The organism is Bradyrhizobium sp. SZCCHNS3016 (assembly GCF_032484535.1).
Taxonomy (GTDB): Bacteria; Pseudomonadota; Alphaproteobacteria; order Rhizobiales; family Xanthobacteraceae; genus Bradyrhizobium.
In genome coordinates, this window is record NZ_JAUETE010000001.1 from 538,006 (window position 1) to 563,527 (window position 25,522).

Consider the following 25,522-nt stretch of genomic DNA (forward strand, 5'->3'; position numbering starts at 1 on the left):
GGGATGACCGAGGTCGTCATCCACCGCGTCACCGCGCTCGACCTCAAGGTCGAGCCGTGGGAGTGGCCGTTCGCGAACCAGCGCCGCGACGACATCGCGGCGCATTTCGCCGAATGCCGGCGCGCCAAGCCGGGCCTGTGGAACGGTCGCGTGCTGCTGGGGCGCAACCCGCGCTTCGCGGACGGCCTGTTCGAAGCGAGCTATTTCGAGACCGATTTCGCCAGCCTGCTGGCGTGGCGCGACTGGGGCTTTCCGGATCGCTCCGCCTTCAACGGCTTCGGCATGGGCGCGCTGCGTGCTGCCGACGGCGCCTTCGTACTCGGCGAGATGGGCGTGCATACGGCCAATGCCGGCCGGCTGTATTTTCCCGCCGGCACGCCGGATCTCGCCGACGTCAACAACGGCGTGCTCGATCTCGCCGCCAACGTCGCGCGGGAGGTCGAAGAGGAGACCGGGCTCGCGCCATCGGACTATCAGGCCGCGGCGCATTGGGACTGTGTCGTGACCGGCGCGTCGATCGCGCTGATGCGCGTGCTCGACGCCTCCGACATGGGCGAGGCTCTGCAGCGCCGCATCGAGGCCAATCTCGCGGCCCAGGACGAGCCGGAACTCTGCTCGATCCGGCTGGTTCGAAGCAGGAGCGATCTGACTGCGGCGATGCCGCGCTTCGTGACCGCCTTCCTCGAAACGCAATTCAGCCCGGGAGAGCCGTCCTCATGAGCAAGAAACCGCGCACGCTGGCCGATGAGCTCGATGGTTTCATCTCGCCGTTCCGGATCGATGGCGGGCACAGATTTCACCTCAAATCGCACAAGACCAAGGTCAAGGGCGGCCTCGACAAGGAGCAGGGCGAGGCGATCATCGAGCAGAACCGCCAGCGCCTCTCCGATTTCCAGGAGAGACTGTACGCGCAGGACCGCTGGTCGGTGCTGGTGCTGCTGCAGGGCATGGATGCCTCGGGCAAGGACAGCGCCATCAAGAGCATCTTCGAGGGCGTCAATCCGCAGGGCTGCGAGGTCACCTCGTTCAAGCAGCCGACCTCGAAGGAGCTCGATCACGATTTCATGTGGCGCAGCGCCATCGCGCTCCCCGAGCGCGGCCGCATCGGCATCTTCAACCGTTCCTACTACGAGGAATGCCTGGTCACGCGCGTGCATCCGGAGTTCCTCAAGGCCGAGAAGCTGCCCCCGAGGCTCGTCACCAAGAACATCTGGCGCGAGCGCTTCGAGGACATCTCCGCTTTCGAACGTTACTTGTCGCGCAACGGCACCGTGATCCTGAAGTTCTTCCTCAACATCTCCAAGGAGGAGCAGCGCGCGCGCTTTCTCGACCGGCTGGAGGAGCCGGCGAAGAACTGGAAGTTCTCGATGGGGGACATCACCGAGCGCGCCAAGTGGCCCCGCTATCAGGCGGTCTATCAGGACATCGTGCGCCACACCTCGACGCCCTATGCGCCGTGGCACGTCGTTCCGGCCGATCACAAATGGTTCGCCCGTGTCGTCATCGGCTCGACCATCGTCGCCGCGCTGGAAAGCCTGGATCTGCATTTTCCGCGCGTCGATGCCGCCTCGCGCGAGGAGTTCAAGGCGGTGCGGAAGGCGCTGGAGAGCGAAGGCAAGGGTGGCAAGAAGGGCGGCGGCTGAGACGCGAAGCCAAAGCCGCAATCACCCGGCATTGCCTCACGCCGCGCCGGCCTGCCGTCGGTCGGCGTCGTCAGCCACCAGGAACCGACGCTCGAAATCGGTGGCCGGCATCGGCTTGCCGAAGTGATAGCCCTGTCCCTGCTCGCAGCCGAGCCGCAGCAGGAACTCCGCCGTCGCCTCGTTCTCGATGCCCTCGGCGATCACGGACAGGCCGAGCTGCTTGCTGAGGCTGACCGTCGAGCCGACGATGGCCGCGTCGTCGGCCTGGGTCAGCACGTCGCGCACGAAGGAGCGGTCGATCTTCAGGCCATCGAGCGGGAATTTCTTCAGGTAGCTCAGGCTCGCATAGCCGGTGCCGAAATCGTCGAACACCAGGCTGACGCCGAGCGCCTGCAGCCGGTTGAACGTCTGCAGCACGCCGGGTTCGTCGTGCAGCAGGATGTCCTCGGTGACTTCGAGCTCGAGCAGGCGCGGCGACAGGCCGGTCGACGTGAGCAGCTTGCTGACGAAGGCGGCGAGGTCGCCGGACTGGAACTGGGACGGCGACAGGTTGACGCCGACGCGGATGTCGTGGCCGGCGAGCTGCCATTGCCGCGCCTGCCGGCAGGCGGTGGCCATGACCCAGGTCGCAACCGCCTCGGACAGATGCGAGGTGTTGACGACCGGAATGAAATCACCAGGAGGCACGAGGCCACGCGTCGGATGACGCCAGCGGATCAGCGCCTCGGCGCCGATCACGCGGCCGTTCAACAGCTCCACTTGCGGCTGGTAGAACAGCTCGAATTCGTTCCGCTCGACGGCGAGCGCAAGCTCGGCCTCCAGCGTCAATCGCTGCTCGAGCTCGCGGCGGATGGCGCTCTCGAAGAGCACATGGCTGCCCGGCCGGTCCATCTTGGCGCGACAGAGGGCGAGGTGCGCGTTGCTGAGCAACTCGTCTGCCGAGTGCCCGCCCTCGGGATGCACCGCGACGCCGAGGGTGACCTTGACGCGCTGCTGACGCGTGCCCGTGTCCAGCGGCGCCTCGAACAGCTGCGACAGATGGTCGGCGAGCTCGGCCACGGTGCCGCCGATGGCGGAGCAGGGAATGGCGACGGCGAACTCGTCGCCGCTGAGCCGGGCGACGCGGCCCATGTTGCCGATCTCGGTGCGGAGCCGCTCGGCCGCCGCGCGCAAGACGCTGTCGCCGAAGGCGTGGCCGAGCATGTCGTTGATGCGCTGGAACGCATCGAGCCCGATCACCAGCAGCGCCACGCGGTCGGACGCGGCATCCGCGGTCTCGATCATGGCGGCGAGCTCGCTCTGCAGCGTGTTGCGATTGATCAGCGCGGTCAGCGTGTCGTGCTCGGCGAGGTAGCGGATGCGCTCGGCCTCGCGCTTGCGCACCGAGATGTCGCGCAGGATCGCGCCGTATTGCAGGCCGTCGGCGCCCTGCCAGGCGGAGAAGCTCGCCTCGACCGGAAACACCTCGCCGTCCTTGCGGCGGCCGTCGAACTCGATCGTGGATCCGCCGGGCAGCAACGTCGCCGGCAGCGCCGCCTCCTGCTGCGGAAACAGGTCATGCGTGTCGCTGCCGTCGGCGCGCAGGCGCGCGAAGGGCTGGCCGATGATCTCGTCGGCACCGTAGCCGAAGATCGCGACGGCGCCCGGATTCCACACCGTGATCCGCCGGTCCCGGTCGGTGCAGACAAGCCCGTCGCCGATCGACATCGCGATTCGCTCGAAGCGGCTCTCGGCAACGTGCCGCAGCAGGCCGCGGAAGCCGATCTCGTCGAGGGCCGTTGCCGCGAGATAGGCGACCAGCGCGATCTGCAGCAGCGAGGTGTCGAGCACCAGGGCATAGCGGTCGTGCAGCAGCAGGGCCGCGGCCTCGATCAGGACGCTGATCATGGCGATCAGCAGCGCGCGCCGCGCCGCCGAGAGCTGCCGCCAGCTCGCCAGCATGATGATGACGATCAGCAGCAGGCCGGCCATGGTGGCCGTCGTCGATGTCGAGAGCAGCGTGCGGTGCTGAATGATCGACTCGGCCGCCAGTGCCTGCAGCATGACGCCGGGCAGAACGCGACCGTTCGGCACGCTGTAGTAGTCACCGAGCTCGATGGCGGTCGCGCCGACGATCACCCGCTTGTCCTTGAGCCTGGCCAGCGCCGCCACGTCGCCGCGGACGACGTCGACATACGACACCCGCGGCAGGGACGATGGATCGATGCCGTAGTCGACCAGGAACGAGCTGTGCTTGACCGCATCGCTTCCGGCGAGGAACGCTCCCATGGACTGCAGGTAGGTCTTCGCGCCGCCGGTCTCATCATTTTCGCCGAAAGCGTAGCTTCTGACGCGACCGTCGCGTGCCACCTCGATGTTCACGAAGGCCGACCATGCGAGCTGCTCGAACTGTGGCAGCGGTCGGTTGAGGTGAATGGCGGTTTCCTTCCCCGCCGCATCGAGCTGCCTGAAGACCGGCAGCACGACCGAGCTCTTGGCATTCTGCAACGCGTTCAGGAAGGCCTGATCGCCGGCCGCGTCGGACGGCGTGCTGAAATCGACGTCGAATGCGACGTCGCGGACACCGGCGCGCTGCAACTGCTCCAGCAGGTGCGCATGCTGGGTCCGCGGCCACGGCCAAACGCCGATGGCTTCGATCGAGCGCGGGTCGATCGCGACCACCGCGATCTCGCCGCTGGCAGGGCGGTTGTCGAGGCGGAAGCGCAGATCGACGAGAGCTTGGCTCAACAGCTCGTGGCCGCCTGACAGGCCGACCGTCAGCAGCGCAACGACCACCAGAATATGCGGCATGAACCGCCTGAACATGCCCTCTCCCCAATGACTGCGTGCCACGTCGACGCCCGCTTTCGCGATCCCAATCTCATCCCACTCCGACCGCAGAGCCATCAGGAACCCTGGTGGCCTGCGCTCCCCCATGACCACGCATGCCGGCGTGAAGCTCGATGGCGGATTCTCAGTTCTTGTTGTGACCGTAGGCGTGGGCATTGCCGTTGCCGTGGCTGCCATTGCCATGGTCGCCGCTATTGCCGTTGCCGTTGCCGCTGTTTCCGTTGCCGCTGTTTCCGTTGCCGCCGTTACCGTTGCCGCTGTTTCCGTTACCGCCGTTGCCGTTACCGTTGTTGCTGTGGCCGTTGTTGCCGTTGCCACTGCCGCCATTGTTGTTGCCGTTGCCGCCGTTGCCATTGCTGGCGGCATTGGCGCTGGCGGAGCCGCTCGGTGAGCCGATCGCTGCGGTGACGGCGGCTGCGATCGAGGAATCTCCCGACGTGCCGCTCGCGGTGGCCGAGTTGCTCGTCGCATTGCCGCTGTTGCCGCGCGCGTCATTCCAGGCGGTGCTTCGTCCTGCACCGGCGGTCGGCGTGTGGGCGCCATGGGCGAGGCCGCGCGTCGCCTTCTGGATGTTCAGGTTGACCTCGCCGATCGATGACGAGATCCGCACGACACCCGGCTTCGCGCCGCCGAAGCCCGTTGCAGAATGCTGCTGTGCGGCGACCGTTGCGCCCGAGCTGTTGGCGTTCAGTGCGTGGATCACGCTCCCCTTCGCTTCGCGCGGCGGATGCAGGCCGTCGCGCGGCACCGGAACGCGATCGATCGTGGAGGCGCGCGGGCGGCCGTGCTCGATCGGGCTGAAGGTGCCGGAACCGGACAGGCTGAGGCCGGAGCGGCCGGTCGCAAAGGCGGTGGCGGCCTGACCGGGCATCACCTGGGCGATCTGGCCGGTCTTGAAATCCGACACCTGCACCTGGCCGCGGCTGACCTCGACCTTGGTGCTGCGGCCTGAGATCGTGACGCTGAACTGCGTGCCCTTCACGACGGCGGCGAGATAGGGCGTCTCGACCTCGAAATGCTGGACATTGCGCTTCTCGACGTCGAGCAGAATCGAGCCGGCGCGCTGCAGGATGGTCGTCGCCATGCCGTCCTTGGGCGCGGCGGGCAGGCCGACTTCGGAGTTCGGCGCGATGACGATCGTCTCGGCGCCGCGTGTCAGCCGGACGCGGCCGGTCGGCCCGGTGCGGATCGTATCGCCTGGCTTAAGCGGGTCCTCGCGACCGAGCGACACCTGCGCTGCGCCCTGGGTGGTGACCCAGACCTCACCGGACGATTTGCTCACCAGCCACGGCTCACCGTCGGCCGCGAATGCGGCCGGTGTTGCACCGAAAAGGCACGCGGCGATTAACCGCGGTATCAGGAAGCGCTTGGAGGACATGGCACGAACTCGCATCGTTGGCGGCTTTTGAAACTAATCGAAATGTTTCAAGAGACCCTTAGGAGTTGCAGCCGTGTTTGCTTCCCGCATTTACGCTTCATTGACCTTAACAAACTAAAAACGAGGCATGCGCGCTGGTTGTGTTGAGCGAACTGGGAGGGCTGCGGGTTGGCGCGACAGGGCCATCATACCGCACGCCTCGCGACGGCTGCATGGAGCCGCGCTTGCCGCCGGCATTTCCCTTTCGGCGGCGCTGTTTGCAGCGACGGCCTACGCGCAGCAGGTCAGCCAACCGAGCTTCGATCCGCGGCAGACCGAGCGATATTTCGACGAGCAGCAGTCGCGGTCAACGCAGCCGGCGCCGCCGCGGCCGCGGGCGCCGCAATTCGCGACCCAGGGCGGCGGCGATCGCAAGCCCTTGTTTACCATGCGCGCCGTCACCCTGACGGGGGCGTCCGCGCTGCCTGCCGAGCAGCTCGCCACGAGCTATCAGCCCTATCTCGGCAAGCCGGTGTCGCAGGCCGACCTCGCTGCCATCGCGACAGCGATCAGCGATCAGTATCGTACCGCCGGCTATCATCTCAGCCGTGCGATCATCCCGCCGCAGGACATCCGCGATGGCCGGGTGCGGATCCAGATCGTCGAAGGCAGCATCACCGAAGTGGCCTTGAAGGGCGCCGGCGCGGAAGAGTTCGGCATCAGGCCGATGCTTGGCCCCGTGCTGGCGGAGCGGCCGTCCCGGCTCGAGACCCTGGAGCGGCAGTTGCTGCTGATCAACGGTCGCGGCGGCGTTCGTCTGGTCGATTCCTCTCTGGAAGAGATCGGCGGCACCACCGGCCGGTTCCGCCTGGTGATCGAGCTGCAGACCTGGCACGTCTACGGCTTCGCCGGCATCGACAATCTGGGATCGTCGACGGTGGGCCCCTGGCAGAGCTACGCCACCGCCGCCTTCAACTCCTATCTGTTGCCGGGCGACACGCTCTCGGCCAACCTGTCGACGACCCCCGGCGATCCGCGCCAGCTCGCCTTCGGCCGGCTGTCCTATGAAGTGCCGGTCGGCACCGACGGCGCCTATGTCGGCGCGTCCGCGCTGTATAGTGAGGTGCGACCGGGCGACCGGAGGCGGCTGTTCAACGACAACACTGTGACCGAGACGCTCGAGCTGCGCGGCGGCCTCGCGCCGATCCAGTCGCAGCGCGCCTCGCTGAAGCTCAATCTCGCGGCCGCCTTCAGCGACGTGACCGAGCGTGACCTGTTCGGCATCTGGTATCGCGATCGCATCCGGACGCTGACCTTCACCGCCGACTACCGCTGGAAGGATAATGTCGGCGGCGACAGCTACCTGACGCTGGCCTATCGGCAGGGACTGAACGCGTTCGGCGCGACGCGGCTCGACGATCCACTCGCCTCGCGCGCGGGCGCCTCGCCGAGCTTCTCGGTCTTCAACGGCTGGTTCGCGCGCTATCAGACCTTGTCCGAGGCGTGGTCGCTGAAGCTCGCGGCCGCCGGCCAGCTTGCTTCGGGTCCGCTGTACAATTCGCAGCAGTTCTATCTTGGCGGCCTCGCCTATGGCCGCGGCTATGGCAGCGCCGAGATCAGCGGCGACAATGGCGTCGCCGGCACGTTCGAGGTCCGCTTCGAGCAGAAACCGAACTGGCAGTATCTCACGAGCTATCAGCTCTACGGATTCTTCGATGCCGGGCTCGCCTGGAACGATGGCTTCCGGCCGTCCGACGGCGTGGCGCTGACCTCGGCGGGCGCCGGGGTGCGCTTCACCTTCCCGAACGACTGGCGCGCCGATCTCGGCGTCGCCGTGCCGCTCGGCTACCGCGCACCCGACAATTCGACGCGCAGCGCGCGTCTGCTGTTGACGCTGTCGAGCGTGCTGAAGCTGTGCCCGCAGCGCGGGCAGGGCCCCTGCATCTGAGAACTGCGCGCTTGGTGCGGCAGCAGAGGTCCACTTCTCCCATTGGGAGAGGACCGAATGCTATGGCAACCGCTGGAGCCGACTAACTCACGCGCTGGCTGTCGCGATGGTTCATTGCCTTGAATGGCGCGTACCGCGAGATCGGCGAGACCTCGTCCATATCGTCGATAACAGCTTCGTCGAGGCGCTGGGAGCATATTGGTATGCTCGGGCGGCGAAGTCTCAAGAACGCTGAATTCTTCTGCTTCGGGCTGACAGCAGACGTGCCATTCCTACTCATGTCGCCATACCTTCACCGCCGAAATCAACAGTATTGCGGCGAGCGTCGGCAGGAGGATGGCACTCGGGACGACGCCAAGTAGCAGGCCGCCAACAAAGGCGCCAACGATAGAACCGGCAGCCATTGCCAGCATGAATGACGCATTGTCTCGGACCACGACGAAGCTCTGATCTCGGCTGTAACGCGCAAATCCGACAAGCATCGTCGGAAGGCTGACTGCCAACGAAAGGCTTCCCGCCAGCTTTACATCAAGGCCGAACAGCAGGATCAGCGTGGGAATAAGAAACTCACCTCCTGCTACGCCTAGCAGCGAAGCGATCACGCCGATAATGAAACCTGCCAGTATGCCAGCGGCAACCAGGCGCCAGCCGGCGAACGGCGCGGTAGCCCCGGCAGAAGCGTCATGAACGAACAAGAGCACGCCGGCTATAACAACCAGCAGCGTTGCAATGATTTTGTAGAGTGTTTCCGATTTCAGGCGCGTAGCCCATGAAGCACCGACATACGCCCCGACAAGGCTGCCGGCGAGAAGGTTCGCGATGATTGACCAATGCTCGCCGATCTCGGCAAAGGGCACTGTACGGGCACGGAACGCTAGCGCGGCCGCGACCACAATCAGGCTAGTGGCCTTGTTCAAGATGACGGCTTCGAGGCCTCGGAAACGAAATAGGCTGATCAGCAGCGGCAGCCTGAACTCCGCGCCGCCGAGGCCGATTAGACCGCCTAGCGCGCCGATTGCAGCGCCAGCGCCGAAAGCGACTGGTTTGTTTCGCATTGGAACACGTGGGGAAGGGCGCGCAGGGCGGCCTGAACGATATTTGCCCGTGATCCATCGTGGCGGCTGGCTTCACACCTGCTTACGGCAGGGCGTGGGGCTCAGGAACCCTAGTCCAGAACCCGGTCATTTGTAAATGTCAGCTTCGCTTGAAGAGCGGCCTATCGGTCCCGCTGCTGCCTGCTTCCGGTCGAGGCCCGGCAGCCGCCCTTGCGTGCACAGCCGCCGCGCCGAAGAAGTTGGCATCGCGACTGCGGTGGCCGCATCAGATCTAGACCGGCTTGCCGGAGCCGTGGAACAGCCGGCCCTTCTCGGTGATCAGCACGATGACGAGCGCGCTCGACGTGCAGACCAGGAAGCCCGCGGCGAAGGGCAGCGCGGTGCCGTCGAAGGCCTGGCCGACGATGGCGCCGGCGGCCATGCCGAGCAGGGTCGTGATCGAGCCGTAGAGCGAGGACGCGGTGCCGGCATTCGCCCGCTGCGGCTCCATCGCCAGGGCGGTGAAGTTCGCGAACATCAGGCCGAACGTAAACATCATGCCGGCCGACAGCAGCATGAACAGCCACAGCGGCAGCATGCCCAGAACGGCCGCGCTGAAGCAGGCCAGCGCGATGACGACACTGCCGACCAGCGCGCCGTGCGAGATCATGCGCATGCCGAGCCGTCCGACGAGGCGGGCATTGAGGAAGCCGGCCACCGCAATGGTCACCGCGATCGCCGCGAAGGCGAGCGGGAAGTAGTGGCCGAGATGATAGACGCCGGTGAATAGCTGCTGCGAGGACAGGACATAGCCGAGGACGGCGCCGAAGATGCCGCTGGCCGCGAGCGCATAGCCCAGCGTCTGGCGGTTGGTGAGGGTGTTGCGGAAGGCGGCGGTGATCGCGGCGATCGAGAACGGCTTGCGCTCGCTCTCGGGCAGCGTCTCGGGCAGCCGCACCGCGGTCCACAGCAGCGCGACGATGCCGTACAGGGTCAGCACGACGAAGATGCCACGCCACTGCGTCAGCAGCATCACCGCCTGCCCGAACGACGGTGCGATCACGGGGATGGCGATGAACACCATCATCGCCAGCGAGACCACGCTCGCCATGCGGCGGCCGGCATAGCAGTCGCGCACGATCGAGGTCGCGATCACGCGCGTCGCCGCGGTGCCGAGGCCTTCCAGCGCGCGCGCCAGCAGCAGCAGCTCGAACGACGGGGCGGCGATCGCGAACAGGCTGGCGACCGCATACAGCACCATGCCGCCGATCAGCACCGGGCGCCGACCGAAGCTGTCGGACAGTGGGCCGATGACGAACTGACCGAGGCCGAAGCCGATGACGAACGCCGACAGCACCGTCTGCAGCCGGTTGGCGACGTCGATGTGGAATGAGGCGCCGATGTTCGGCAGCGCCGGCAGCATCATGTCCATCGCCAGCGGATTGAGCGCCATGATCGCGGCGACCACGATGACGAATTCGGTGAAGCCCATCGGCCGGTGACGGACGATCTCGATGGTGTCGGCACTGGTATCAGCCAAGGCGCGGGCCTTCCATGGTGTAGGGAAATGCGGAAATGGGCACCCATACGTATCGTCTTTGCTGCGTCGCACAAGGCGTGTTTCGGAATGGCTGGTCACCGGCGCCGGCCGTTGGCGCGATTGTGACCCGCCGTGACCCGCTGAAAATTGCGCCGGCGGCGACGCGATGGTAACGGCCGTGTGATCGACGTCCGGATCCAGGCCAGCATGAAGACCTACAAGATCGTCGTCTATGTCCCTGAAGCGGCGGGGGACGCCGTACGCCACGCGATGGGCGAGGCCGGCGCCGGCCGCATCGGCAATTACGACCACTGTTCGTTTACCGCGAAGGGCGTGGGCCGGTTTCGTCCGCTGGCAGGCGCCAATCCAACCATCGGCGCGGTCGGCCAGCTCGAGACGGTCGAGGAGGAGCGCATCGAGACCGTCTGCGCCGAGGACCGGCTGAAGGCCGTGCTACAGGCGATCCGCGCTGCGCATCCCTATGAGGAGCCGGCGATCGACGTCTACCCGATCGAGGTGGTTGCGTTGCGATCCGCCGACAGTGCTTGATCTCGTTGAAGACCCGTTCGACTTTGTTGCGTCCCCAGTCATTTCAGCGTCGATTTCGCGCTCGCTCCATTTGAGCTTCTCGGGCGCCCTTTGTGAGCTAAAGCAGGAGAGCCAGCTATCTTAGTTTGGCTTGTCAATCTGCCGCCTGATCTCGCCGATGAACGCCGCCAGATTCCGGTCCTCCGGCGTCATGATTGCGAGCCTTTCGGCGTAGCCCAGCGCCGCCTTCGCATCGCCTCTCGCGCGGCTGAGCGAAACCAGAGCGGACAGCACATCCCTATCATTGGGATGGCTTTCCAGAGCTTCCTTTAGGACCGTCATTGCTTCGTCGGCTCGCCCGCCGGAATGCAGCGCCACCGCGTAGACATAGATATAGCGTGCGCGACCCGGTTCGAGTTCGGTTGCTCTGCGCAACTCGGCGAGCGCCTCGTCGTGCCGCTTCAGCCGGGTCAAGGTCAGGCCGAGTGCGTGATGCGCGGCCGCGTCGGCAGGTGATGCCGCAATTGCTCCGCGCAGAACAGTTTCTCCGTCGCCGTCGCGGCCAATTTGGCGATAGAGGTCGGCCAGATTGATGGCGGCCGCCGCATAGTGCGGGCTGAGCCTGAGGGCTGCCTTGTACTCGGTCTCCGCGTCCCCGGTCCGTCCGCGCAAGGCCAGGAAGTTTGCCAGTGCGGTGCGGGCCTCGGGCCGTTCGGCATTGGCGCGCTGCGCCGTGATGAATTCGCCTGCCGCCTGATCGAAGCGTGCGCGATCGGGCAGCGGCTGGCTTGCAGTCGGAACGGAAGCGAGCAGGGAGGCGACCCTGATCCGCACGCCACGCACGGGATCGGTGAGCAGCGGCGAGACCAGCGGCCAAATCTGGCCGGCAGGCACGTTTTCCAGCATGTCCAGCGCGCCGATCCGCACCATGGGATCGGGATCGGCCAGGCCTGCCCGTGCGGTCGCAATGTTCGCCGGAGCGATGCGCGAGGCGAGTTCGCCGAGCGCGCTCGCACGCGCCACAGCCGGCGCGTTCCTGTCCGCGGCCAGAAGGCCAAGCAGCGCGGCGGCGTCGGCCTGGTCGCTGCGTGCTGCGTGGAACGCGGGCCCATAGGTCTGGAAGCCCTTTCGGTCGGGCCCGAACCATTGCTCGATCGCGTCGGCGGCCCATTGCGCTGGCTTGTCGCTGTGGCAGTCGTTGCAGGCGTTCGGGGTCCCCAACGTGACCGAAAGATCCGGTCGCGGAACGCGGAAGGCGTGATCGTGACGCGGGTCGATCTGCATATAGGTACGCGCCGGCATGTGGCACGACATGCAGGTCGGCGCCGGATCGGCGCCCGCGTGATGGCGATGCTTTGCATCGGCGTATTTTTCGGACGCATGGCATTGCAGGCAAACGCCTTCGCCGGAGACTCGGAGCTTTGCGCCGTGCGGCTCGTGACAATCGCTGCAGGCAACGCCGGCGGCAAACATCTTGCTCTGCTTGAACGGCGTATAGTTATAGGGCTCCTCCACATCGCGGATCTGGCCATCGGCATGATAAGTGGTCCGCGTCAGCGCCTCGACCATATGGGTCTGGGACAGCGATTGACCGGGTGCCCAGTCCTCACTGAAGCCGGCACGGCGCGCGTGGCATAGCCCGCACGTCTCGATCTCCTTTCGCAGCGCGGCCGGCGCGGCTGAACGCATCGCATTTCCGCTCCGCGGATCGATCGGCCAAGTGACGCCGCGCCGTTCATCGAAGCGGACCAGCAATCCCTTGCTCGGATCCTCGTGCTTGCCGAACGGCCACCAGCGTTGCTTGTCACGCGCCCAGGCGGCGTGGGCGGAGCCCTGACCGTGACAGGTCTCGCAACCGACGCTGATTTCCGCCCATGTCGTCGCGAAGCGATCCGTCGCGGCGTCGTAATGCTTGCGCAGGCCGGTCGAGTGGCATTCCGCGCACATGAAATTCCAGTTCTGGTTCAGCTTGGTCCAGTGCAGGACGTCGTCGTGCTTGATCTCTTTCTCGGGATGGAGATGGAACCAGCGCTGCCCGCCCTTGTCCTTGGGCCGGCCGTCCCATGCGATCGGCAGCGCCTGGATGCGTCCATCTGGAAACTCGACGAGATATTGTTGCAGCGGATCGACACCGAACGTGTACTTCACCTCAAACACGGCAAGCTTGCCGTCGGGCCCGTCGGTTTCGACCATGAATTTTCCGCCATCGCGGAAGAGGCGGGACTGCACACCGAAGTAGTCGAAGCTCTTGTTGAAATCACCGAGCACCGTCTTGTCGGTCGCGTGCGCCATCGCGGCCTTGTGCTGCGAAATATCCCATAATTTGGCTTCTGCCTGATGGCAGCCGGCGCAGCTTTCGCTGCCCACATAGGTGGCGACGAATGAGGCCTGCGCCGTGGAGGCCGGTCCGTCGGCCTTGAGGAGATGAAAAACCATGCCGACCACCAGCACGAGCGCGATCGTGACCGCTACTGCTATCCAGGTCGCGCGCCTGAAGAAGGCCGCTTCGCCGGAAGCAAGCCGATCCGCCGGCGCAGCCGGTGATGGGGCCGCGGCGGATCCCTTCCGCGAACCCTTCGTGCCGGCTTTTGGCGGCCTGCGTGTCAACGCTTGTACCTCACGCCCCAAATTGGTCAGCTTGCGATCGAGCTGCTCCGTCGGTCATTTCCGCACATGCAGGAATGTCTGCCAAGGTTGCTTGACCTGCATCAAGGCGTGCCTCCCGGAGGGGCCGATGATGAGCTTTCCGATGGGAGGATGCCAAGATGAAATTATCAGTTGCCCTGACAGGGCTGTTGCTGGTGACGGGGTTCGTAGCTGCGAGCACCGAAAGGGCAAGTGCCGTGGTGTATTGTCAGTATGTCGAGTATCCCGTCGGCTGTGTCGTGAGGCCCGGCGTCGTGCTGCGGCCCCGCCCGGTGGCGCGCGCCGTGGTGGCCCCAGGCGTGCGCGTGCGGGGAACGCCGATGAATCGAGGCGGGCCGGTCAATCGCGTCGGCAGACGCTAGAATTATCGCTCTCCGCGAGCCGGTTGGGCCGGCCGAACGTCATTGCCCGCGTCGATGATCGCGATTTGCGGGCAGGGTCGTTCCGGCAGCGAGAAGCAGTGTCAATTGTCTCATTTGTCAATTGTCTCATCTAAAGGCAAAGGCAGTGATCATGAAGCGAATGAAGTTGGCTGCGTCGGTGCTGTCGTTGACGACGCTACTCGTGCTTCCAGCATTGGCCCAACAGTCGGCGCCGCCGAGTGCTGTGTTGCCGACCGAGCGATCGGTTCTGCCGATTCCTGAACCGAACCCTCCACACAGCACCGTATTCGATGCGCGCGATGCGCCGCCGCCGCCGCGGTTTGAAGTCAAGGCGCCGACCGGTGCACCTAATGTACTGATCGTGCTCATCGACGACATGGGCTTCGGCCAGTCGAGCGCATTTGGCGGCCCGATCAGGATGCCGACGGTCGACCGCCTCGCCAACGAGGGTCTCCGCTACAACGAGTTTCACACCACGGCGCTTTGTTCGCCGACCCGCGCGGCGCTGCTCAGCGGCCGCAACCATCACATGAACAATTTCGGTTCGATCGCGGAAACCGCGACGTCCTTCCCGGGACAGACCGGTCAGCGTCCCAACAATGTCGCGTCCGTCGCGGAGATGCTGCGGTTGAACGGCTACAGCACGGCGCATTTCGGCAAAAATCACGAGACCGCGGCATGGGAGGTCAGTCCCTCCGGCCCGACCGACCGCTGGCCGACGCGCCAGGGCTTCGACAAGTTCTATGGCTTCATGGGCGGCGAAACCAATCAATGGGCGCCGCTGATCTACGATGGCATGACCCAGGTCGAGCCGTCGACGGACCCGAACTATCATTTCATGACCGACATGACCGACAAGGCGATCGACTGGATGCGGTCGGAGAAATCGCTGACGCCGGACAAGCCGTTCTTCATGTATTTTGCACCCGGCGCCACCCATGCCCCGCATCAGGTGCCCAAAGAATGGATTGCCAAGTACAAGGGCAAGTTCGATCAGGGCTGGGACAAGCTGCGCGAGGAGACGTTGGCGCGGCAGATCAAGCTCGGCGTGGTGCCACCCGATACCAAGCTCGCCCCGAAGCCGGACGCCATCCAGGATTGGGACAAGCTGAGCGCTGACGAGAAGAAGCTGTTCGTGCGCCAGATGGAAGTATTCGCCGGGTTTGGCGAATACACCGACACCGAGATCGGCCGCCTGATCGACGCCATCAAGACAACGGGCCAACTCGACAATACGTTGATCTTCTACATCGTCGGCGACAACGGCGCGAGTGCTGAAGGCGGTGCGAACGGCCTGTACAACGAGATGACCTATTTCAATGGAGTGCAGGAAACCGTCCAGGACGTCTTGAAGCACTATGACGAACTCGGCGGTCCCAACACCTACGGCCATTACGCGGCCGGCTGGGCGGTCGCTGGCGACACTCCGTTTACCTGGACCAAGCAAGTGGCCTCGAGCTATGGCGGCACCCGCAACGGCATGGTCGTCCACTGGCCGAAGGGGATCGCGGCGAAAGGTGAGCTTCGTCCGCAGTGGCATCACGTCATCGACATCGTGCCGACCATTCTCGAAGCAGCGAAACTGCCCGAGCCCAAGAGCGTAAATGGAACGGTGCAGACTCCCATTGAAGGCGTAAGCATGGCCTACAGCTTTGCCGACGCCAAGGCGCCGAGCAGGCATGTGACGCAGTATTTCGAAATCTTCGGCAACCGCGCGATCTACAGCGATGGCTGGCTTGCCGGCACGGTGCACCGGGCGGCCTGGGAAACCAAGCCGCGGCGGCCGCTCCAGCAGGATATCTGGGAGCTTTACGATGCGCGATCGGACTTCAGCCTGAGCAACGATCTGGCTGCCAAAAATCCGGACAAGCTGAAGGAGATGCAGGAGCTGTTCCTGAGGGAAGCAGTGAAATACAACGTGCTGCCGCTCGACGACCGCACCCTGGAGCGCACCAACGCAGCGCTGGTCGGACGTCCCGACCTGATGGCCGGCCGCACCAGCCTGACGGTCTACGAAGGCATGATCGGGATGACGGAGAATGTCTTCATCAACCTGAAGAACCAATCGCACGCCATTACTGCCGATCTGGACATCCCGAAGGGCGGAGCCAATGGCGTCATCATCGCTCAGGCCGGACGGTTCGGTGGCTGGACCTTCTACCTGAAGGACGGCAAGCCGACCTACACGTATAATTTTCTCGGTCTGCAGCGATACACCGTAACCGCCAAGCAGGCTCTTCCGGCAGGCAAAGCCGTACTGCGCTTTGAGTTCGCTTATGACGGTGGCGGCCTGGGCAAGGGTGGCGTGGGCACGATCCTCGTGAACGGAAAGACAGTCGCGACCGGCCGGATCGAACGAACCCAATGCTGCTTCTACTCCGCGGACGAAGGCGCTGACGTCGGCGCCGATGAGGGCACGCCTGTTACCGAGGCCTACAAGGTGCCGTTCAAGTTCGCAGGCAAGATCGGCAAGGTGACGATCGATCTAGTGGGTATGAAGAAGGCCGACAATGAAGAAGCCGTCCAAGCCCGCAAGGCAGCGGCGTTGAAGAAAGGACTGTCCGATTGATTCGCTCTTCGCGCTCGCCAGGTCAGCGATCGGTCCCTTGAGAAGGAGCGGCAATGAAAATAGCCATTCTGGCGACGATCCTCCTGGCCTCAAGCCTAGGGGGGCCGTAGGGCAAAATGCAAGCACCGTGGAGCCGAGGTTCTCGGGTGGAAGTTCCGGATCAAGACGCTTGAGAAAGATCTGACCGAGGTACCCAAAAGTGGTATCGCTACGATCATGTCGGACGAGTTTTTCAATGTCTACGACAAGACCGGACGGGGGATGAGCGACTACAAGCCGTAGTCGTCGACGACAACTCAGGCATGCCGCCTGAAATGGGAGCGTGGGGGGATTTCGATTGCAGCGCGATAGATCGGGACGCAGGTCCGGCTTCCTGCGATTGTGGCTGAGCGGCGTTTTCGCGTCCGCCGCGTTGGCTTCTTTTTCGCCTCTGGTCGCCCATGCCGATGAGAGCGGCATCTCGTTCTGGCTGCCGGGATTGTACGGCAGCCTCGCCGCAACGCCTGCCACGCCGGGCTGGTCGGTGGCTGCCATCTACTACCATACGAGCGTGGGTGCCTCAGGCGCGGCCGCGGCGTCGCGCGAGTTCCAGGTCGGACGATTTTCTCCGACCGTCAACATCGATCTCAATCTGGCTTTGCGCGGCCAGGCCGATCTGATGTTCATCGCGCCGACCTACACGTTTGCGACGCCCGTGCTCGGCGGCCAGTTGTCGGCGACGCTGGCCAGCGTCTACGGCAGAAATTCCGCGAGCATCGCCGGTACGTTGACGACGGTTGCCGGGCCGATCGTCAGCACGCGCACCGGATTCCTCGAAGACGCACTCGTCTCTTACGGAGATCTCTATCCGACCGTGAAGCTGAAGTGGAATAACGGCGTCCACAACACCATGGTCTACGGCGCGGGCGATATTCCCGTCGGCGACTATAGTCGGAACCGGCTGGCCAACATCGGCATCGGTCACGGCGCCATCGACTTTGGCGGCGGCTACACTTATTTGAATCCAACGACCGGCACGGAATTCTCGGCCGTCGGCGGCTTGACCTACAATTTCAAGAATCCCGATACCCAATACCAGAGCGGTATCGATTTCCATCTGGACTGGGGCGTGTCGCAGTTCCTGTCGAAGCAGGTCTTCGTCGGCTTCGTCGGCTACGCCTATCAGCAGATTACCGACGACTTCGGTCAACCCGCCGTTTTCGGCGGCTTCCGCTCGCGCGTCCTCGGCGTTGGCCCGCAGATCGGATATATTTTCCAGATCGGCAGCAATCAGGCGTTCCTGGGGCTGAAGGGATATGGCGAGTTCGACGCCGCCAACCGGCCGTCGGGCTGGAACACGTGGCTGACGTTCTCGATCTCGGAGGCCGCGCCCGCCAGCACGGTGGCGCCGACTTGGCACAAAGTGTCGAAATAGCATAGAGAAGTATCGACCTCCCGCATTGGACTGAATTCCGGCATTGTCATATCGGGTGGTTCCGCGGCGGTGCAGCACGTCCGTCGCTTCGGATCAAAACGGGATCGAGCTACCGTTACCCACTCCGGATTGATGAGTACGTGTCCTAGCATGCGGGAGCTTCGTTTCACGTTGCGCGGCTTTGGCGCGGTTTTGGTTGCAGCGCTGCTGGCGCTGTCGGCCCATGCGGCATTTGCCGGCGACGCCGCACCGGCCGATCAGATCTCGGCGTTCCGGCTCGCGCATGGCGAAGGCCGCGTGACGCGCGACGCGACGCTCGACCGCATCGCGATGGAGCAGGCGCGTGCGATGGCCGACAAGGACGATCTCAGCCACGAGGTGCTCGGCCCGTTCACGCGCCGCGTGGCGCCGTCGAAGGCCGGCCGCGCGGCCGAGAACATCGCCTACGGCTATGACAATTTCGACAAGACGCTGGGGCAGTGGATCAACTCGGCGGGTCATCGCAAGAATCTGCTGCTGCCCAAGGCGACCAAGGTCGGCATCGCCAGCGCAAAGAATGCCAGCGGCAAGCGTACCTATTGGGCGATGGTGATCGCGGGCGACTACGACGCCGACAAGCGGAAGGGCGCTCCGAAGAGCAAGGCCAAGGCCATCGTCGCGCAGACCGCGACCCGATCCGAGAAAGGCAACGCCACGCCGGCGACGCGCTGGGGCGCCAAGCCGCCGACATCCTCCTCCAAGGACTGCCACCTCAGCATCAAGGTCATCGGTCTCTGCATCTGAGCGCCGGGACTCGCAGCCGTGGCTGGGACGCCATGCCTTCCGCGCGATCACGGCGTTGTGCGAGCAGGCTCGTTGCCGAGGCGAGTTTAATCAGATATGCAAGTTTTGGTTGTCTTTTTGGCAGCCGGTACTGTGAAGATTTTTCATCACATTTTGAACGGAGACTATCATGGCAGTCATTGAGCAGACCTCGGCCACCAGCACCAATCCGCAGACCGTCTCGGCGTCCTTCCAGTGGTCGCTAACGTCCTACGAGGAGCAGGGCAATCTGTGGCTCAAGTGGAGCACGAACGCACCCTTCCGCGCGCAGCAGGGGCAGATTTGCGTCTACAACGGCAGCAGCTTCCCCGCCGATCCGCAGAAGGACCGCAAGGCCTGGTCGTGGGACAACGAGCACGGCGGCGGCTCGGGATGGGACACGGGCCAGCGCTACGGCTCCGACTGGCACTGCGCCTGGATCGCCGAGAAGAGCCCGAACGGGCCCTACGCCTACGCGGTCAAGCTCATCACCAAGGGCATCTGAACCAAGGGCCCGTCACAACCACGGCGTCTGGCGGCCCGAGCCGTACCCGGCCGGCCTCGCAGAGGCCCGTGATCCGACGCTGAGCCGCAATCGAAGAGGTGCGGGCGACGACCATCGCCCGCACCTCATCGCGACAGACTTTGGCGAGCGGCGATTGCGAGCCCGGCTTTGCCGCAGCGCTGAAGGCCGCCGTCTCAGCGCTGCTGCTTCGTCAAGTGCAGGTAGGCCGGATCAAATTCGCCGATCTCGCTCAGGCGCGGCCAGTCATGCACTGTCAGCGTGCCGCTGCGGAAATCGACGGCGCGGCTGGCGCGCAGCTCCAACAGGGTGCGGTTGACGGTGGCAATCGCCATGCCCAGGGCCTCGCCGAGCTGGATCAGGCTGACCGGTAGCCGGAGCTGGCTGTTGCGCACGAGGCCCGGCACCCGGGCGCGATAGAACAACTCGCAGAACAGGTGCGCCAGGCGCGCCGGCTTGCTCCGTGCGCTGTTGTTGGTGATCGCCTCGCGGAAGATGGCTGCGTCCATCAGGGTCTCGCGCCAGATCGCAAAGCCGAGCGCCGGGCGCCGGCTCATCGCCCGGATCAGCTCCTTGTGCAGCACGCTGGCCACGGCGGCCGGTCCGATCGCGCAGACCGCATGATCCATGCGGTTGAGGAACAGCGCCTGGGCGTCAGGCCAGTCGCCTGGCATGTGGAAGGAGAGATATTGCCGCGCGCCGCTCGGCAGCAGGTGATAGCGCGCCACCCATCCGGACAGCACGACGACGGAGCGGTCCGGCTCGTCGCCCTGGCGGATCAGGTCCTCATGATCGACCAGCTCGCGCGGGGCGAAGCTGAGCGTCTTGATCTCGGCGACGTCGTCGTTCGAGAGCTGCGAATGCTCCTTGAGCTTGGTGATGACGGTCCGGTTCGCTTCCATCGCAATCGTGCCCGTGTCGTCCTCTCGCATATCAAATGAGATGATGCCGCCGGCAGTTCCGAACTAAAGTTGAGCGCAGAAGATGCGGGTAAAAGTCACCGGGCGCCGCCTCGGGAGAACAGTCATGCCCCACATTGCGTTCCTCGACCTGGTCCGGCGCTTGTTCGGCGGTGCAGCTGCCGATGGCGAGAGCAGCACGGTGGGGAACGACGGCCGCTCCGGTCCGTTAATGCATCCGATGTCGGATCAGGAACTCTCGCGCGCCATCCGCGATCTGCGCCGCCATCGGCCATCCGAGACCGCGCCGAACGGACCCGCACGGCGTTCGTCGGCTGCGCGGCGCGATCGCTCGTGACTAGACCGATCGCGCCGGCGCCGTGTCCTGCTCCATCAGAAACAGCATCAGCCGCACCAGCTCGTCCTCCAGCTCGCGTGTGCCGACGAGGCGATGCTCGCGCATGACGGCGGTCCGGATCGGTCCCAGCGCAGCGCGCACCAGGATGAAGCGGCGCGCGGCCGGCATCGTCTCGCTCCGCAATCCCGCCGCCTCGATCAGCCGCTCGGTCATGCGGTCCACCATCTCGTGCAGCGCCTTCTGCAGCTCCGCGTCATGGCCCAACAGGCCGAGCAGATAGCGCCGCACGCGGTGACGGCCGGCGAACGGGGCAAAGCCCTGGCGCACCGCCGCGCGCACGATCGCCTCGCGGCCGAGCCCGCGATGCGCCTCGAGCGCGTCCGCGAACTGCTCCTCCTGGCGGGCGAACTCGCGCAGCACCAGCGCACGCAACAGCGAGGTCTTGTCCCTGAAGTAGCTGTAGAGCGTGCCGATCGAGAAGCCCGCGCGCTCGGCGATGGCGTTCGTGCTCAGGCCCTTGCCGCCGCCGCTCTGCAGAAGTTGAGCAGTCGCCTCGAAGATCACGTCGAGGGTCTGCCGCGTGCGCTTCTGCACCGGGGTTTTTCGAAGCATTTCAGGAGCTTGCTGCACGGTCTGGACCTTGGCTGGCGGACGGGCGAAATCGAGTAGGCGTTGCCGCCGGCTCGGGTTAGATCAGAGCCCGCATGCGGGCGGCCGGACAATGAGTGGATGGGCTCCGGGCCGAGCCTGCTTGCACCGGGCTGAACCTCATTTGAACGAAGGACTGATTGCCATGCTGCGCGTCGCATTCCCGTTTGTCACAATCATCGCCATCTCCCAATGTCTTCTGTCGCAGGCCGCGCTGGCCGGCAACCGCGCCGCCGCCGACAGCTGCGCCGCCAAGCTGTCGCCGGTGGCGAAGCAGATCTACGACGTGACCGCGCCGGCCATCGGCCCGGACAGCGTCGTCAAGGACGCGATCGTCGAGCGTGTCAGGCCGCTGGTGATGGCCGGCAAGTTCGATCGCGACACCGCCCGCGCCAACGCCACGCCGGCCGGCGAATGCCTGGTGCTGCTGAAGTAGGTCGCGCCGCGCCCCATAAGGTTTGGAGGCTGCGACGGGACATGAGGCCGCAGCCTCCCGGAGCAGGCGGCGTCGCTCCGGAGCAAGCCGGCTTGGCAAGTCAGCCGACTCGCACATCAATAGGTGATGCTGGACCTTCTCACCCGTCACTGGGTTGCCGGTGCCGCGTTCATGGCCGCAGCGCTGCTGGCGGCCTGTCGCTGCTGCTGCACGTGATCATCGCCGCCAACGCCGTCCGGCACGCGTCGCACGCCCGCGCGGTGGCCTGAGCGCGCGTCCTCATTCGCCCGGAGCGAGCTGGATCGTCCGTGCCGGCTCTGGCCGACGGCGCAGCCGTCTGCGCGAGACGTAGAGCAATACGCCGGTGATTCCGAACAGCGGCATCAGCGCGGCGGCGAGCATGAAGACGAATTGGCCGGGCCAGCCGAGAATGCTGCCGCGGTGGATATCCAGGATCCGCGCCAGGGCGCGCTCGCCCACGGTCTTGTCGGCGTAACGCTCGGCCGCGAGCCGCCGGCCCGTCGCGCCGTCGATGCGGAATTCGTCGCGCCTGCCGTCGTGCGCCTCGCTCGGCCAGGTGCGCACGCGCACCGCCGTGCCGACGCCCGTGGGCAAGGTGATCTGCATTACGGCAAAGCGATCCCCGATCTGTTCGCGCAACGTGGCCCACACTGCGTCGAGCGCGACGAGCTTGGCCTGCGCTGTGGAATCTGCCCGGGCGTCGCGTGAGGCCTTGCCGGGCATCGGGGCGGGCGACGAGGACGGCGCGAGCAGCCAGGTCAGGCCGTCCTTGTACCAGGCGTAGGAATAGGAAAGACCGGTCAGCGCCATCACAAGGTAGATTGGCAGCACCCACGTGCCGATCACGCTGTGCAGCGAGCGATGCAGGCCGCGACCGTTCAGGCCGAGCTGCGGCTTGAGCCACAGCGTCGCGCTGCCGGCCCGTCGTGGCCAGCGCAGCACGAGGCCCGTGATCAGCAGCACCACGAGCCCGAGCACCGCGGCGCCGGTGATCTGGCGGCCGGCGCCATTGCCGTCGCCCGGCAGCAGCAGCCAGCGATGCAGCCGGCGGACCGTGGCGAAGAACGCCTCGCCGCTGATCGGGCCGAGCATGCGGCCGTCATAGGGATCGACCAGCGCCGAGGTTGGCCGCCCGCCGTCCTCTCCGCGCGCGAAGCGGACGCGCACGGCGGCGGTGGGATCGCGCGACAGCGTGACCGCCGAGACCTTGCCGAGCGCTGGATCAGCCTGCAGCCGCGCCACCAGTTCGGCCAGTGACAGCCGCGCCTCCACCCGCGGAGCGACGCGCGCCAGCGAGGCGTTGAGGCCGGCCTGGATCTCGTCCTCGAAGCTCATGACCGCGCCGGTGAGGCCCATCAAGGCGAGGATCAGCGCCGCCGCGAGGCCCAGGACGGAGTGGATCTGCAGCAGCGCTGGTTTGATGCGCAATGGCGTCAAGCGGCGTCCTCCCTGCCTCGTTGCTAGAACTTCACCGTGGCCGACAGCGACACCCGCCTGGCATCGCCGACCGCGACGTTCAGCGCGCTCACCGCCGACGGATAGTAGACGTTGTCGAACAGGTTCTTGACGTTGAGCTGATAGATCACCGGCAGGTTCTGGTGCTTGGTCTCATAGGTCGCGAAGAGGTCGGCGACCACATAGGACGGCAGCACGAAGCTGTTGGCGGCATCGCCGGCGCGGTCGCCGACATAGCGCGCGCCGCCGCCGAGCCGCAGTTGGCCGGGCAGGGCGGTACCGAAGTCGTAGACGAGATAGAGCGAGGCGGTGTTGAGCGCGACGTTCTGCAGCCGCTTGCCGGCATAGACCGGATCCTCCGTGACCCGAGCATCGGTGTAGCCGTAGCTGCCGATCATGCTCCAGTGGTCGGAGAGCTTGCCGGTGACGTCGACCTCGGCGCCGCGCGAGCGCGCCTTGCCGGCGGTGGTGTATTCGACCACGTTGCTGGCATTGGTCTGCGACACCAGCACATTGCGCTTGTCGATGTCGTAGACGGCGATGGTGCCGGACAGCCGCTTGTCGAGGTCGAACTTGAAGCCGGCCTCCCAGGCCGTGCCTTCCTCCGGCGCGATGCTGGAGCCGAGCACGACGCCGCCGCTGAGCGGGGCGATCGTCGAGTTCGGCTTCAGCGATTGCGTGTAGCTGGCATAGAGCGAGAGCTGGTCGCTGAGCTTGAGGATGGCGCCGCCGAGCGGCAGCACCTTGTCGGCGGCGACATCGGTGTTGGCCTTGAACGGGCGTCCGCGTCCGGCGATCTGCTCGTAGTCCATGTAGCGTACGCCGCCGACCAGCGCGAGCCTGTCGGTGAGATGCAGCGTGTCCTGCAGGAACAGCGAGTAGGTGCCGAGCTTGTCGGTCTGGTCGCTGTCGGTGGCCGAGATCGTCGTGCCCGGCTGGATCAGCCCATAGACCGGGTTGTAGACGTCGAACGAGCTCGAGACCTTCTGGCGGATCAGGTCCTGGCGATAGATGGTGCGATATTGCGCGTCGCCGCCGAACAGCACCTCGTTGCGCAGGCCGCCGATCCAGAAGACGCCCTGCAGGTAAGACGTGCCGTAGCTGACCCGACTGAGCGAGCCCCAGGTGCCGTCGTTGCTGCGCGTCTCCGCGCCGGTGGTCGCGTCGATGGAGGTGATGCGCAACTGGTTGGCGCTGTAGGTCTCGGTGTTGTAGCTGTAGGCCGCTGTCAGCTTCCAGTCCTCGTTGAGCCTCTGCTCGACCGAGGCCTGAACGAGGTCGGACTGCCCCCACATGTTGTTGTAGGGTTCGTCGAGCCGCCGCGTCGCGGGGATCGCGAGCGGCGCGCCGTTGACGAAGGCGGTGCCGCGATCGAACGGGCTGATGAACTCGCGATGCTCGTAGGCGAGCTGGATCGTCGTCATGTCGCCGTACCAGGCGAGCGACGGCGCGACCAGCATCTCGCGGTGGCGGCCGAAATTGCGCCAGTAGTCCTCGCTGACGCCATAGCCGATGAAGCGATAGGCGAGGCCGCCGTCGCCGATCGGGCCGGTGACGTCGATCGTGCCGTCGGCGCCGGTCCTGTCGTTGGCATAGGCCGAGCCGAGCAGCGTGACCGAGCCGTGCTGATAGAGTTCGGGGCGCTTGCTGATGGTGTTGACGATGCCGCCGGGATCCATGATGCCGTAGAGCAGCGAGGCCGGCCCCTTCAGCACCTCGACGCTCTCGACGGCGGCGGTGAGGCTGCGTCCCTGCACCAGCGGCATGCCGTTGCGCATGATCGAGCCGTCGCGGTTGTCGCCGAAGCCGCGCCGCATCACCGCGTCCTGGGTGCCGGCGAGCGTGTTGGTCTGGGTGACGCCAGAGATGTTGGCGAGCGCGTCGTCGAGATTGCGCGGCAACTGATCCTTGATCACCTGCGCGGGCACGACATTGACCGACTGCGCCGCATCGAGCGGCGAGGCGCCGCTGCGCAGGGTCGTCGCGCTCGGCATGGCCCTGTAGTTGAGCTTGGCGGCATCGAGCACCGCGGCCTCGGCTGCGGCGCGCTCGGCGCGCGTCGGCATCGGCGGTGGTTGCGCGGCGCGCCGTGACGGCTGCGCCTGGGCGCGGCGCTGTGGTGCGCCGGGAGTGGTTTGAGGTTTGCGCTTCGGTGTGGACGAGTCCACCGTCACCGGCGGCAGCTCGGATTGGGCATGCAGTGTGGAGGAGCAGAGCAGGTCGGCGGTCAGGGCACTCAGGATCGCAATCGTGTGACACGTGCCGGAGCGCGGATCGCGCCGGCCTTCCATCTTCGTCATCGTTTACTTTCACTTCCAACGTCGCGCCGTTCAAGCGAACGGTTTGCATGACGTGGTGTGTAGCAACGAGGTCGAGCGATGAACACGCCGCGTGTCGTTGAATTGCTCTAAGCAGCGCGGCGCCGAAATGTTCTGAATTGGTTCGGACATGCGCGCGCACGCGGCAGCTTTGCGGCCTCGCGCGCGAACT

Annotated in this window: 21 protein-coding genes; 11 read left to right on the forward strand and 10 right to left on the reverse strand. The window is 65.5% G+C overall.

Translation table 11 applies throughout. The annotated features are described in order from the left end of the window. The first annotated feature begins 3 nt into the window (after positions 1–3). Both QW881_RS02500 and QW881_RS02505 read left to right on the forward strand, forming a co-directional pair. Complete coding sequence (locus QW881_RS02500; RefSeq protein ID WP_315736917.1) at positions 4–720, forward strand: NUDIX hydrolase; 717 nt, start codon at positions 4–6, stop codon at positions 718–720. Next, positions 717–1,643 carry a polyphosphate kinase 2 family protein gene (locus QW881_RS02505; RefSeq protein WP_315756342.1) on the forward strand — a complete coding sequence of 309 codons (927 nt, stop codon included), beginning with the start codon at positions 717–719 and terminating at the stop codon, positions 1,641–1,643. Before QW881_RS02500 ends, QW881_RS02505 begins: the two co-directional genes overlap by 4 nt. 36 nt (positions 1,644–1,679) lie before the next feature. Here the strand turns inward: QW881_RS02505 and QW881_RS02510 are convergent, their stop codons facing one another. Both QW881_RS02510 and QW881_RS02515 read right to left on the reverse strand, forming a co-directional pair. Further along, a complete protein-coding gene (locus QW881_RS02510) occupies positions 1,680–4,448 on the reverse strand; it encodes an EAL domain-containing protein (protein WP_315756341.1) in 2,769 nt (922 codons plus the stop codon). A gap of 148 nt (positions 4,449–4,596) precedes the next feature. Next, a complete protein-coding gene (locus tag QW881_RS02515; RefSeq protein ID WP_315756340.1) occupies positions 4,597–5,850 on the reverse strand; it encodes a FecR family protein in 1,254 nt (417 codons plus the stop codon). Between the two features lie 127 nt (positions 5,851–5,977). On the opposite strand from QW881_RS02515, the gene QW881_RS02520 reads away from it, so the two are divergent. Then, positions 5,978–7,777: a ShlB/FhaC/HecB family hemolysin secretion/activation protein gene (locus tag QW881_RS02520; RefSeq protein WP_315756339.1), complete on the forward strand. Its 1,800-nt coding sequence runs from the start codon at positions 5,978–5,980 to the stop codon at positions 7,775–7,777. Positions 7,778–8,049: 272 nt separating this feature from the next. On the opposite strand, the gene QW881_RS02525 is transcribed toward QW881_RS02520, so the two are convergent. Beyond that, complete coding sequence (locus tag QW881_RS02525) at positions 8,050–8,832, reverse strand: sulfite exporter TauE/SafE family protein (RefSeq protein WP_315756338.1); 783 nt, start codon at positions 8,830–8,832, stop codon at positions 8,050–8,052. Between the two features lie 271 nt (positions 8,833–9,103). Continuing rightward, positions 9,104–10,351, reverse strand: a complete 1,248-nt coding sequence (locus QW881_RS02530) for a multidrug effflux MFS transporter (RefSeq protein WP_315736922.1) — start codon at positions 10,349–10,351, stop codon at positions 9,104–9,106. Between the two features lie 207 nt (positions 10,352–10,558). Here QW881_RS02530 and QW881_RS02535 point away from each other — a divergent pair, with 207 nt between their 5' ends. Then, positions 10,559–10,900 (forward strand): YqfO family protein, encoded by a 342-nt coding sequence (locus QW881_RS02535; RefSeq protein ID WP_315736923.1) that lies wholly within the window; start codon positions 10,559–10,561, stop codon positions 10,898–10,900. A 120-nt stretch (positions 10,901–11,020) separates the two neighbouring features. Here the strand turns inward: QW881_RS02535 and QW881_RS02540 are convergent, their stop codons facing one another. Continuing rightward, positions 11,021–13,330, reverse strand: coding sequence for a tetratricopeptide repeat protein (locus QW881_RS02540; protein ID WP_409998984.1), 2,310 nt, complete (start codon positions 13,328–13,330; stop codon positions 11,021–11,023). A 314-nt stretch (positions 13,331–13,644) separates the two neighbouring features. On the opposite strand from QW881_RS02540, the gene QW881_RS02545 reads away from it, so the two are divergent. Further along, positions 13,645–13,887 (forward strand): hypothetical protein, encoded by a 243-nt coding sequence (locus QW881_RS02545; protein WP_315713314.1) that lies wholly within the window; start codon positions 13,645–13,647, stop codon positions 13,885–13,887. Positions 13,888–14,013: 126 nt separating this feature from the next. Here the strand turns inward: QW881_RS02545 and QW881_RS02550 are convergent, their stop codons facing one another. Then, positions 14,014–14,277, reverse strand: a complete 264-nt coding sequence (locus QW881_RS02550; RefSeq protein ID WP_315756337.1) for a hypothetical protein — start codon at positions 14,275–14,277, stop codon at positions 14,014–14,016. Here QW881_RS02550 and QW881_RS02555 point away from each other — a divergent pair. The 4 genes from QW881_RS02555 (at position 14,270) to QW881_RS02570 (ending at position 19,197) form a co-directional block, all read left to right on the forward strand. After that, positions 14,270–16,477 carry an arylsulfatase gene (locus tag QW881_RS02555; protein WP_316158052.1) on the forward strand — a complete coding sequence of 736 codons (2,208 nt, stop codon included), beginning with the start codon at positions 14,270–14,272 and terminating at the stop codon, positions 16,475–16,477. The two genes, QW881_RS02550 and QW881_RS02555, sit on opposite strands and share 8 nt — an antisense overlap. 412 nt (positions 16,478–16,889) lie before the next feature. Further along, a complete protein-coding gene (locus QW881_RS02560; RefSeq protein ID WP_315756335.1) occupies positions 16,890–17,891 on the forward strand; it encodes a transporter in 1,002 nt (333 codons plus the stop codon). 150 nt (positions 17,892–18,041) lie between these two features. Then, complete coding sequence (locus tag QW881_RS02565) at positions 18,042–18,674, forward strand: CAP domain-containing protein (RefSeq protein ID WP_315756334.1); 633 nt, start codon at positions 18,042–18,044, stop codon at positions 18,672–18,674. 169 nt (positions 18,675–18,843) lie between these two features. Beyond that, entirely contained in the window at positions 18,844–19,197 is a 354-nt protein-coding gene (locus QW881_RS02570; protein ID WP_315756333.1) for a hypothetical protein, read from the forward strand. A 194-nt stretch (positions 19,198–19,391) separates the two neighbouring features. On the opposite strand, the gene QW881_RS02575 is transcribed toward QW881_RS02570, so the two are convergent. Beyond that, positions 19,392–20,117, reverse strand: coding sequence for a Crp/Fnr family transcriptional regulator (locus tag QW881_RS02575; protein WP_315756332.1), 726 nt, complete (start codon positions 20,115–20,117; stop codon positions 19,392–19,394). A gap of 124 nt (positions 20,118–20,241) precedes the next feature. On the opposite strand from QW881_RS02575, the gene QW881_RS02580 reads away from it, so the two are divergent. Then, a complete protein-coding gene (locus QW881_RS02580; RefSeq protein ID WP_315756331.1) occupies positions 20,242–20,472 on the forward strand; it encodes a hypothetical protein in 231 nt (76 codons plus the stop codon). Here QW881_RS02580 and QW881_RS02585 read toward each other — a convergent pair whose 3' ends face one another. Continuing rightward, positions 20,473–21,084 (reverse strand): TetR/AcrR family transcriptional regulator, encoded by a 612-nt coding sequence (locus tag QW881_RS02585; protein ID WP_315756330.1) that lies wholly within the window; start codon positions 21,082–21,084, stop codon positions 20,473–20,475. It lies immediately after the preceding gene. 181 nt (positions 21,085–21,265) lie between these two features. On the opposite strand from QW881_RS02585, the gene QW881_RS02590 reads away from it, so the two are divergent. After that, positions 21,266–21,556 (forward strand): hypothetical protein, encoded by a 291-nt coding sequence (locus QW881_RS02590; RefSeq protein WP_315756329.1) that lies wholly within the window; start codon positions 21,266–21,268, stop codon positions 21,554–21,556. 279 nt (positions 21,557–21,835) lie between these two features. On the opposite strand, the gene QW881_RS02595 is transcribed toward QW881_RS02590, so the two are convergent. Then, on the reverse strand, positions 21,836–23,014 hold the full coding sequence (locus QW881_RS02595) for a PepSY-associated TM helix domain-containing protein (protein ID WP_315756328.1): 1,179 nt from the start codon (positions 23,012–23,014) through the stop codon (positions 21,836–21,838). A gap of 23 nt (positions 23,015–23,037) precedes the next feature. After that, positions 23,038–25,332 carry a TonB-dependent siderophore receptor gene (locus QW881_RS02600; protein WP_315756327.1) on the reverse strand — a complete coding sequence of 765 codons (2,295 nt, stop codon included), beginning with the start codon at positions 25,330–25,332 and terminating at the stop codon, positions 23,038–23,040. Positions 25,333–25,522 lie beyond the last annotated feature (190 nt).

What these genes read in the sequence shown, in the direction of transcription:
- QW881_RS02500 (WP_315736917.1), top strand. Translation starts at nt 4, where the DNA reads ATGACCGAGGTCGTCATCCACCGCGTCACCGCGCTCGACCTCAAGGTC.
- QW881_RS02505 (WP_315756342.1), top strand. Translation starts at nt 717, where the DNA reads ATGAGCAAGAAACCGCGCACGCTGGCCGATGAGCTCGATGGTTTCATC.
- QW881_RS02510 (WP_315756341.1), bottom strand. Translation starts at nt 4,448, where the DNA reads ATGTTCAGGCGGTTCATGCCGCATATTCTGGTGGTCGTTGCGCTGCTG.
- QW881_RS02515 (WP_315756340.1), bottom strand. Translation starts at nt 5,850, where the DNA reads ATGTCCTCCAAGCGCTTCCTGATACCGCGGTTAATCGCCGCGTGCCTT.
- QW881_RS02520 (WP_315756339.1), top strand. Translation starts at nt 5,978, where the DNA reads ATGCGCGCTGGTTGTGTTGAGCGAACTGGGAGGGCTGCGGGTTGGCGC.
- QW881_RS02525 (WP_315756338.1), bottom strand. Translation starts at nt 8,832, where the DNA reads ATGCGAAACAAACCAGTCGCTTTCGGCGCTGGCGCTGCAATCGGCGCG.
- QW881_RS02535 (WP_315736923.1), top strand. Translation starts at nt 10,559, where the DNA reads ATGAAGACCTACAAGATCGTCGTCTATGTCCCTGAAGCGGCGGGGGAC.
- QW881_RS02545 (WP_315713314.1), top strand. Translation starts at nt 13,645, where the DNA reads ATGAAATTATCAGTTGCCCTGACAGGGCTGTTGCTGGTGACGGGGTTC.
- QW881_RS02550 (WP_315756337.1), bottom strand. Translation starts at nt 14,277, where the DNA reads ATGAGCACGATCAGTACATTAGGTGCACCGGTCGGCGCCTTGACTTCA.
- QW881_RS02565 (WP_315756334.1), top strand. Translation starts at nt 18,042, where the DNA reads ATGCGGGAGCTTCGTTTCACGTTGCGCGGCTTTGGCGCGGTTTTGGTT.
- QW881_RS02570 (WP_315756333.1), top strand. Translation starts at nt 18,844, where the DNA reads ATGGCAGTCATTGAGCAGACCTCGGCCACCAGCACCAATCCGCAGACC.
- QW881_RS02575 (WP_315756332.1), bottom strand. Translation starts at nt 20,117, where the DNA reads ATGGAAGCGAACCGGACCGTCATCACCAAGCTCAAGGAGCATTCGCAG.
- QW881_RS02580 (WP_315756331.1), top strand. Translation starts at nt 20,242, where the DNA reads ATGCCCCACATTGCGTTCCTCGACCTGGTCCGGCGCTTGTTCGGCGGT.
- QW881_RS02585 (WP_315756330.1), bottom strand. Translation starts at nt 21,084, where the DNA reads ATGCTTCGAAAAACCCCGGTGCAGAAGCGCACGCGGCAGACCCTCGAC.
- QW881_RS02590 (WP_315756329.1), top strand. Translation starts at nt 21,266, where the DNA reads ATGCTGCGCGTCGCATTCCCGTTTGTCACAATCATCGCCATCTCCCAA.
- QW881_RS02600 (WP_315756327.1), bottom strand. Translation starts at nt 25,332, where the DNA reads ATGACGAAGATGGAAGGCCGGCGCGATCCGCGCTCCGGCACGTGTCAC.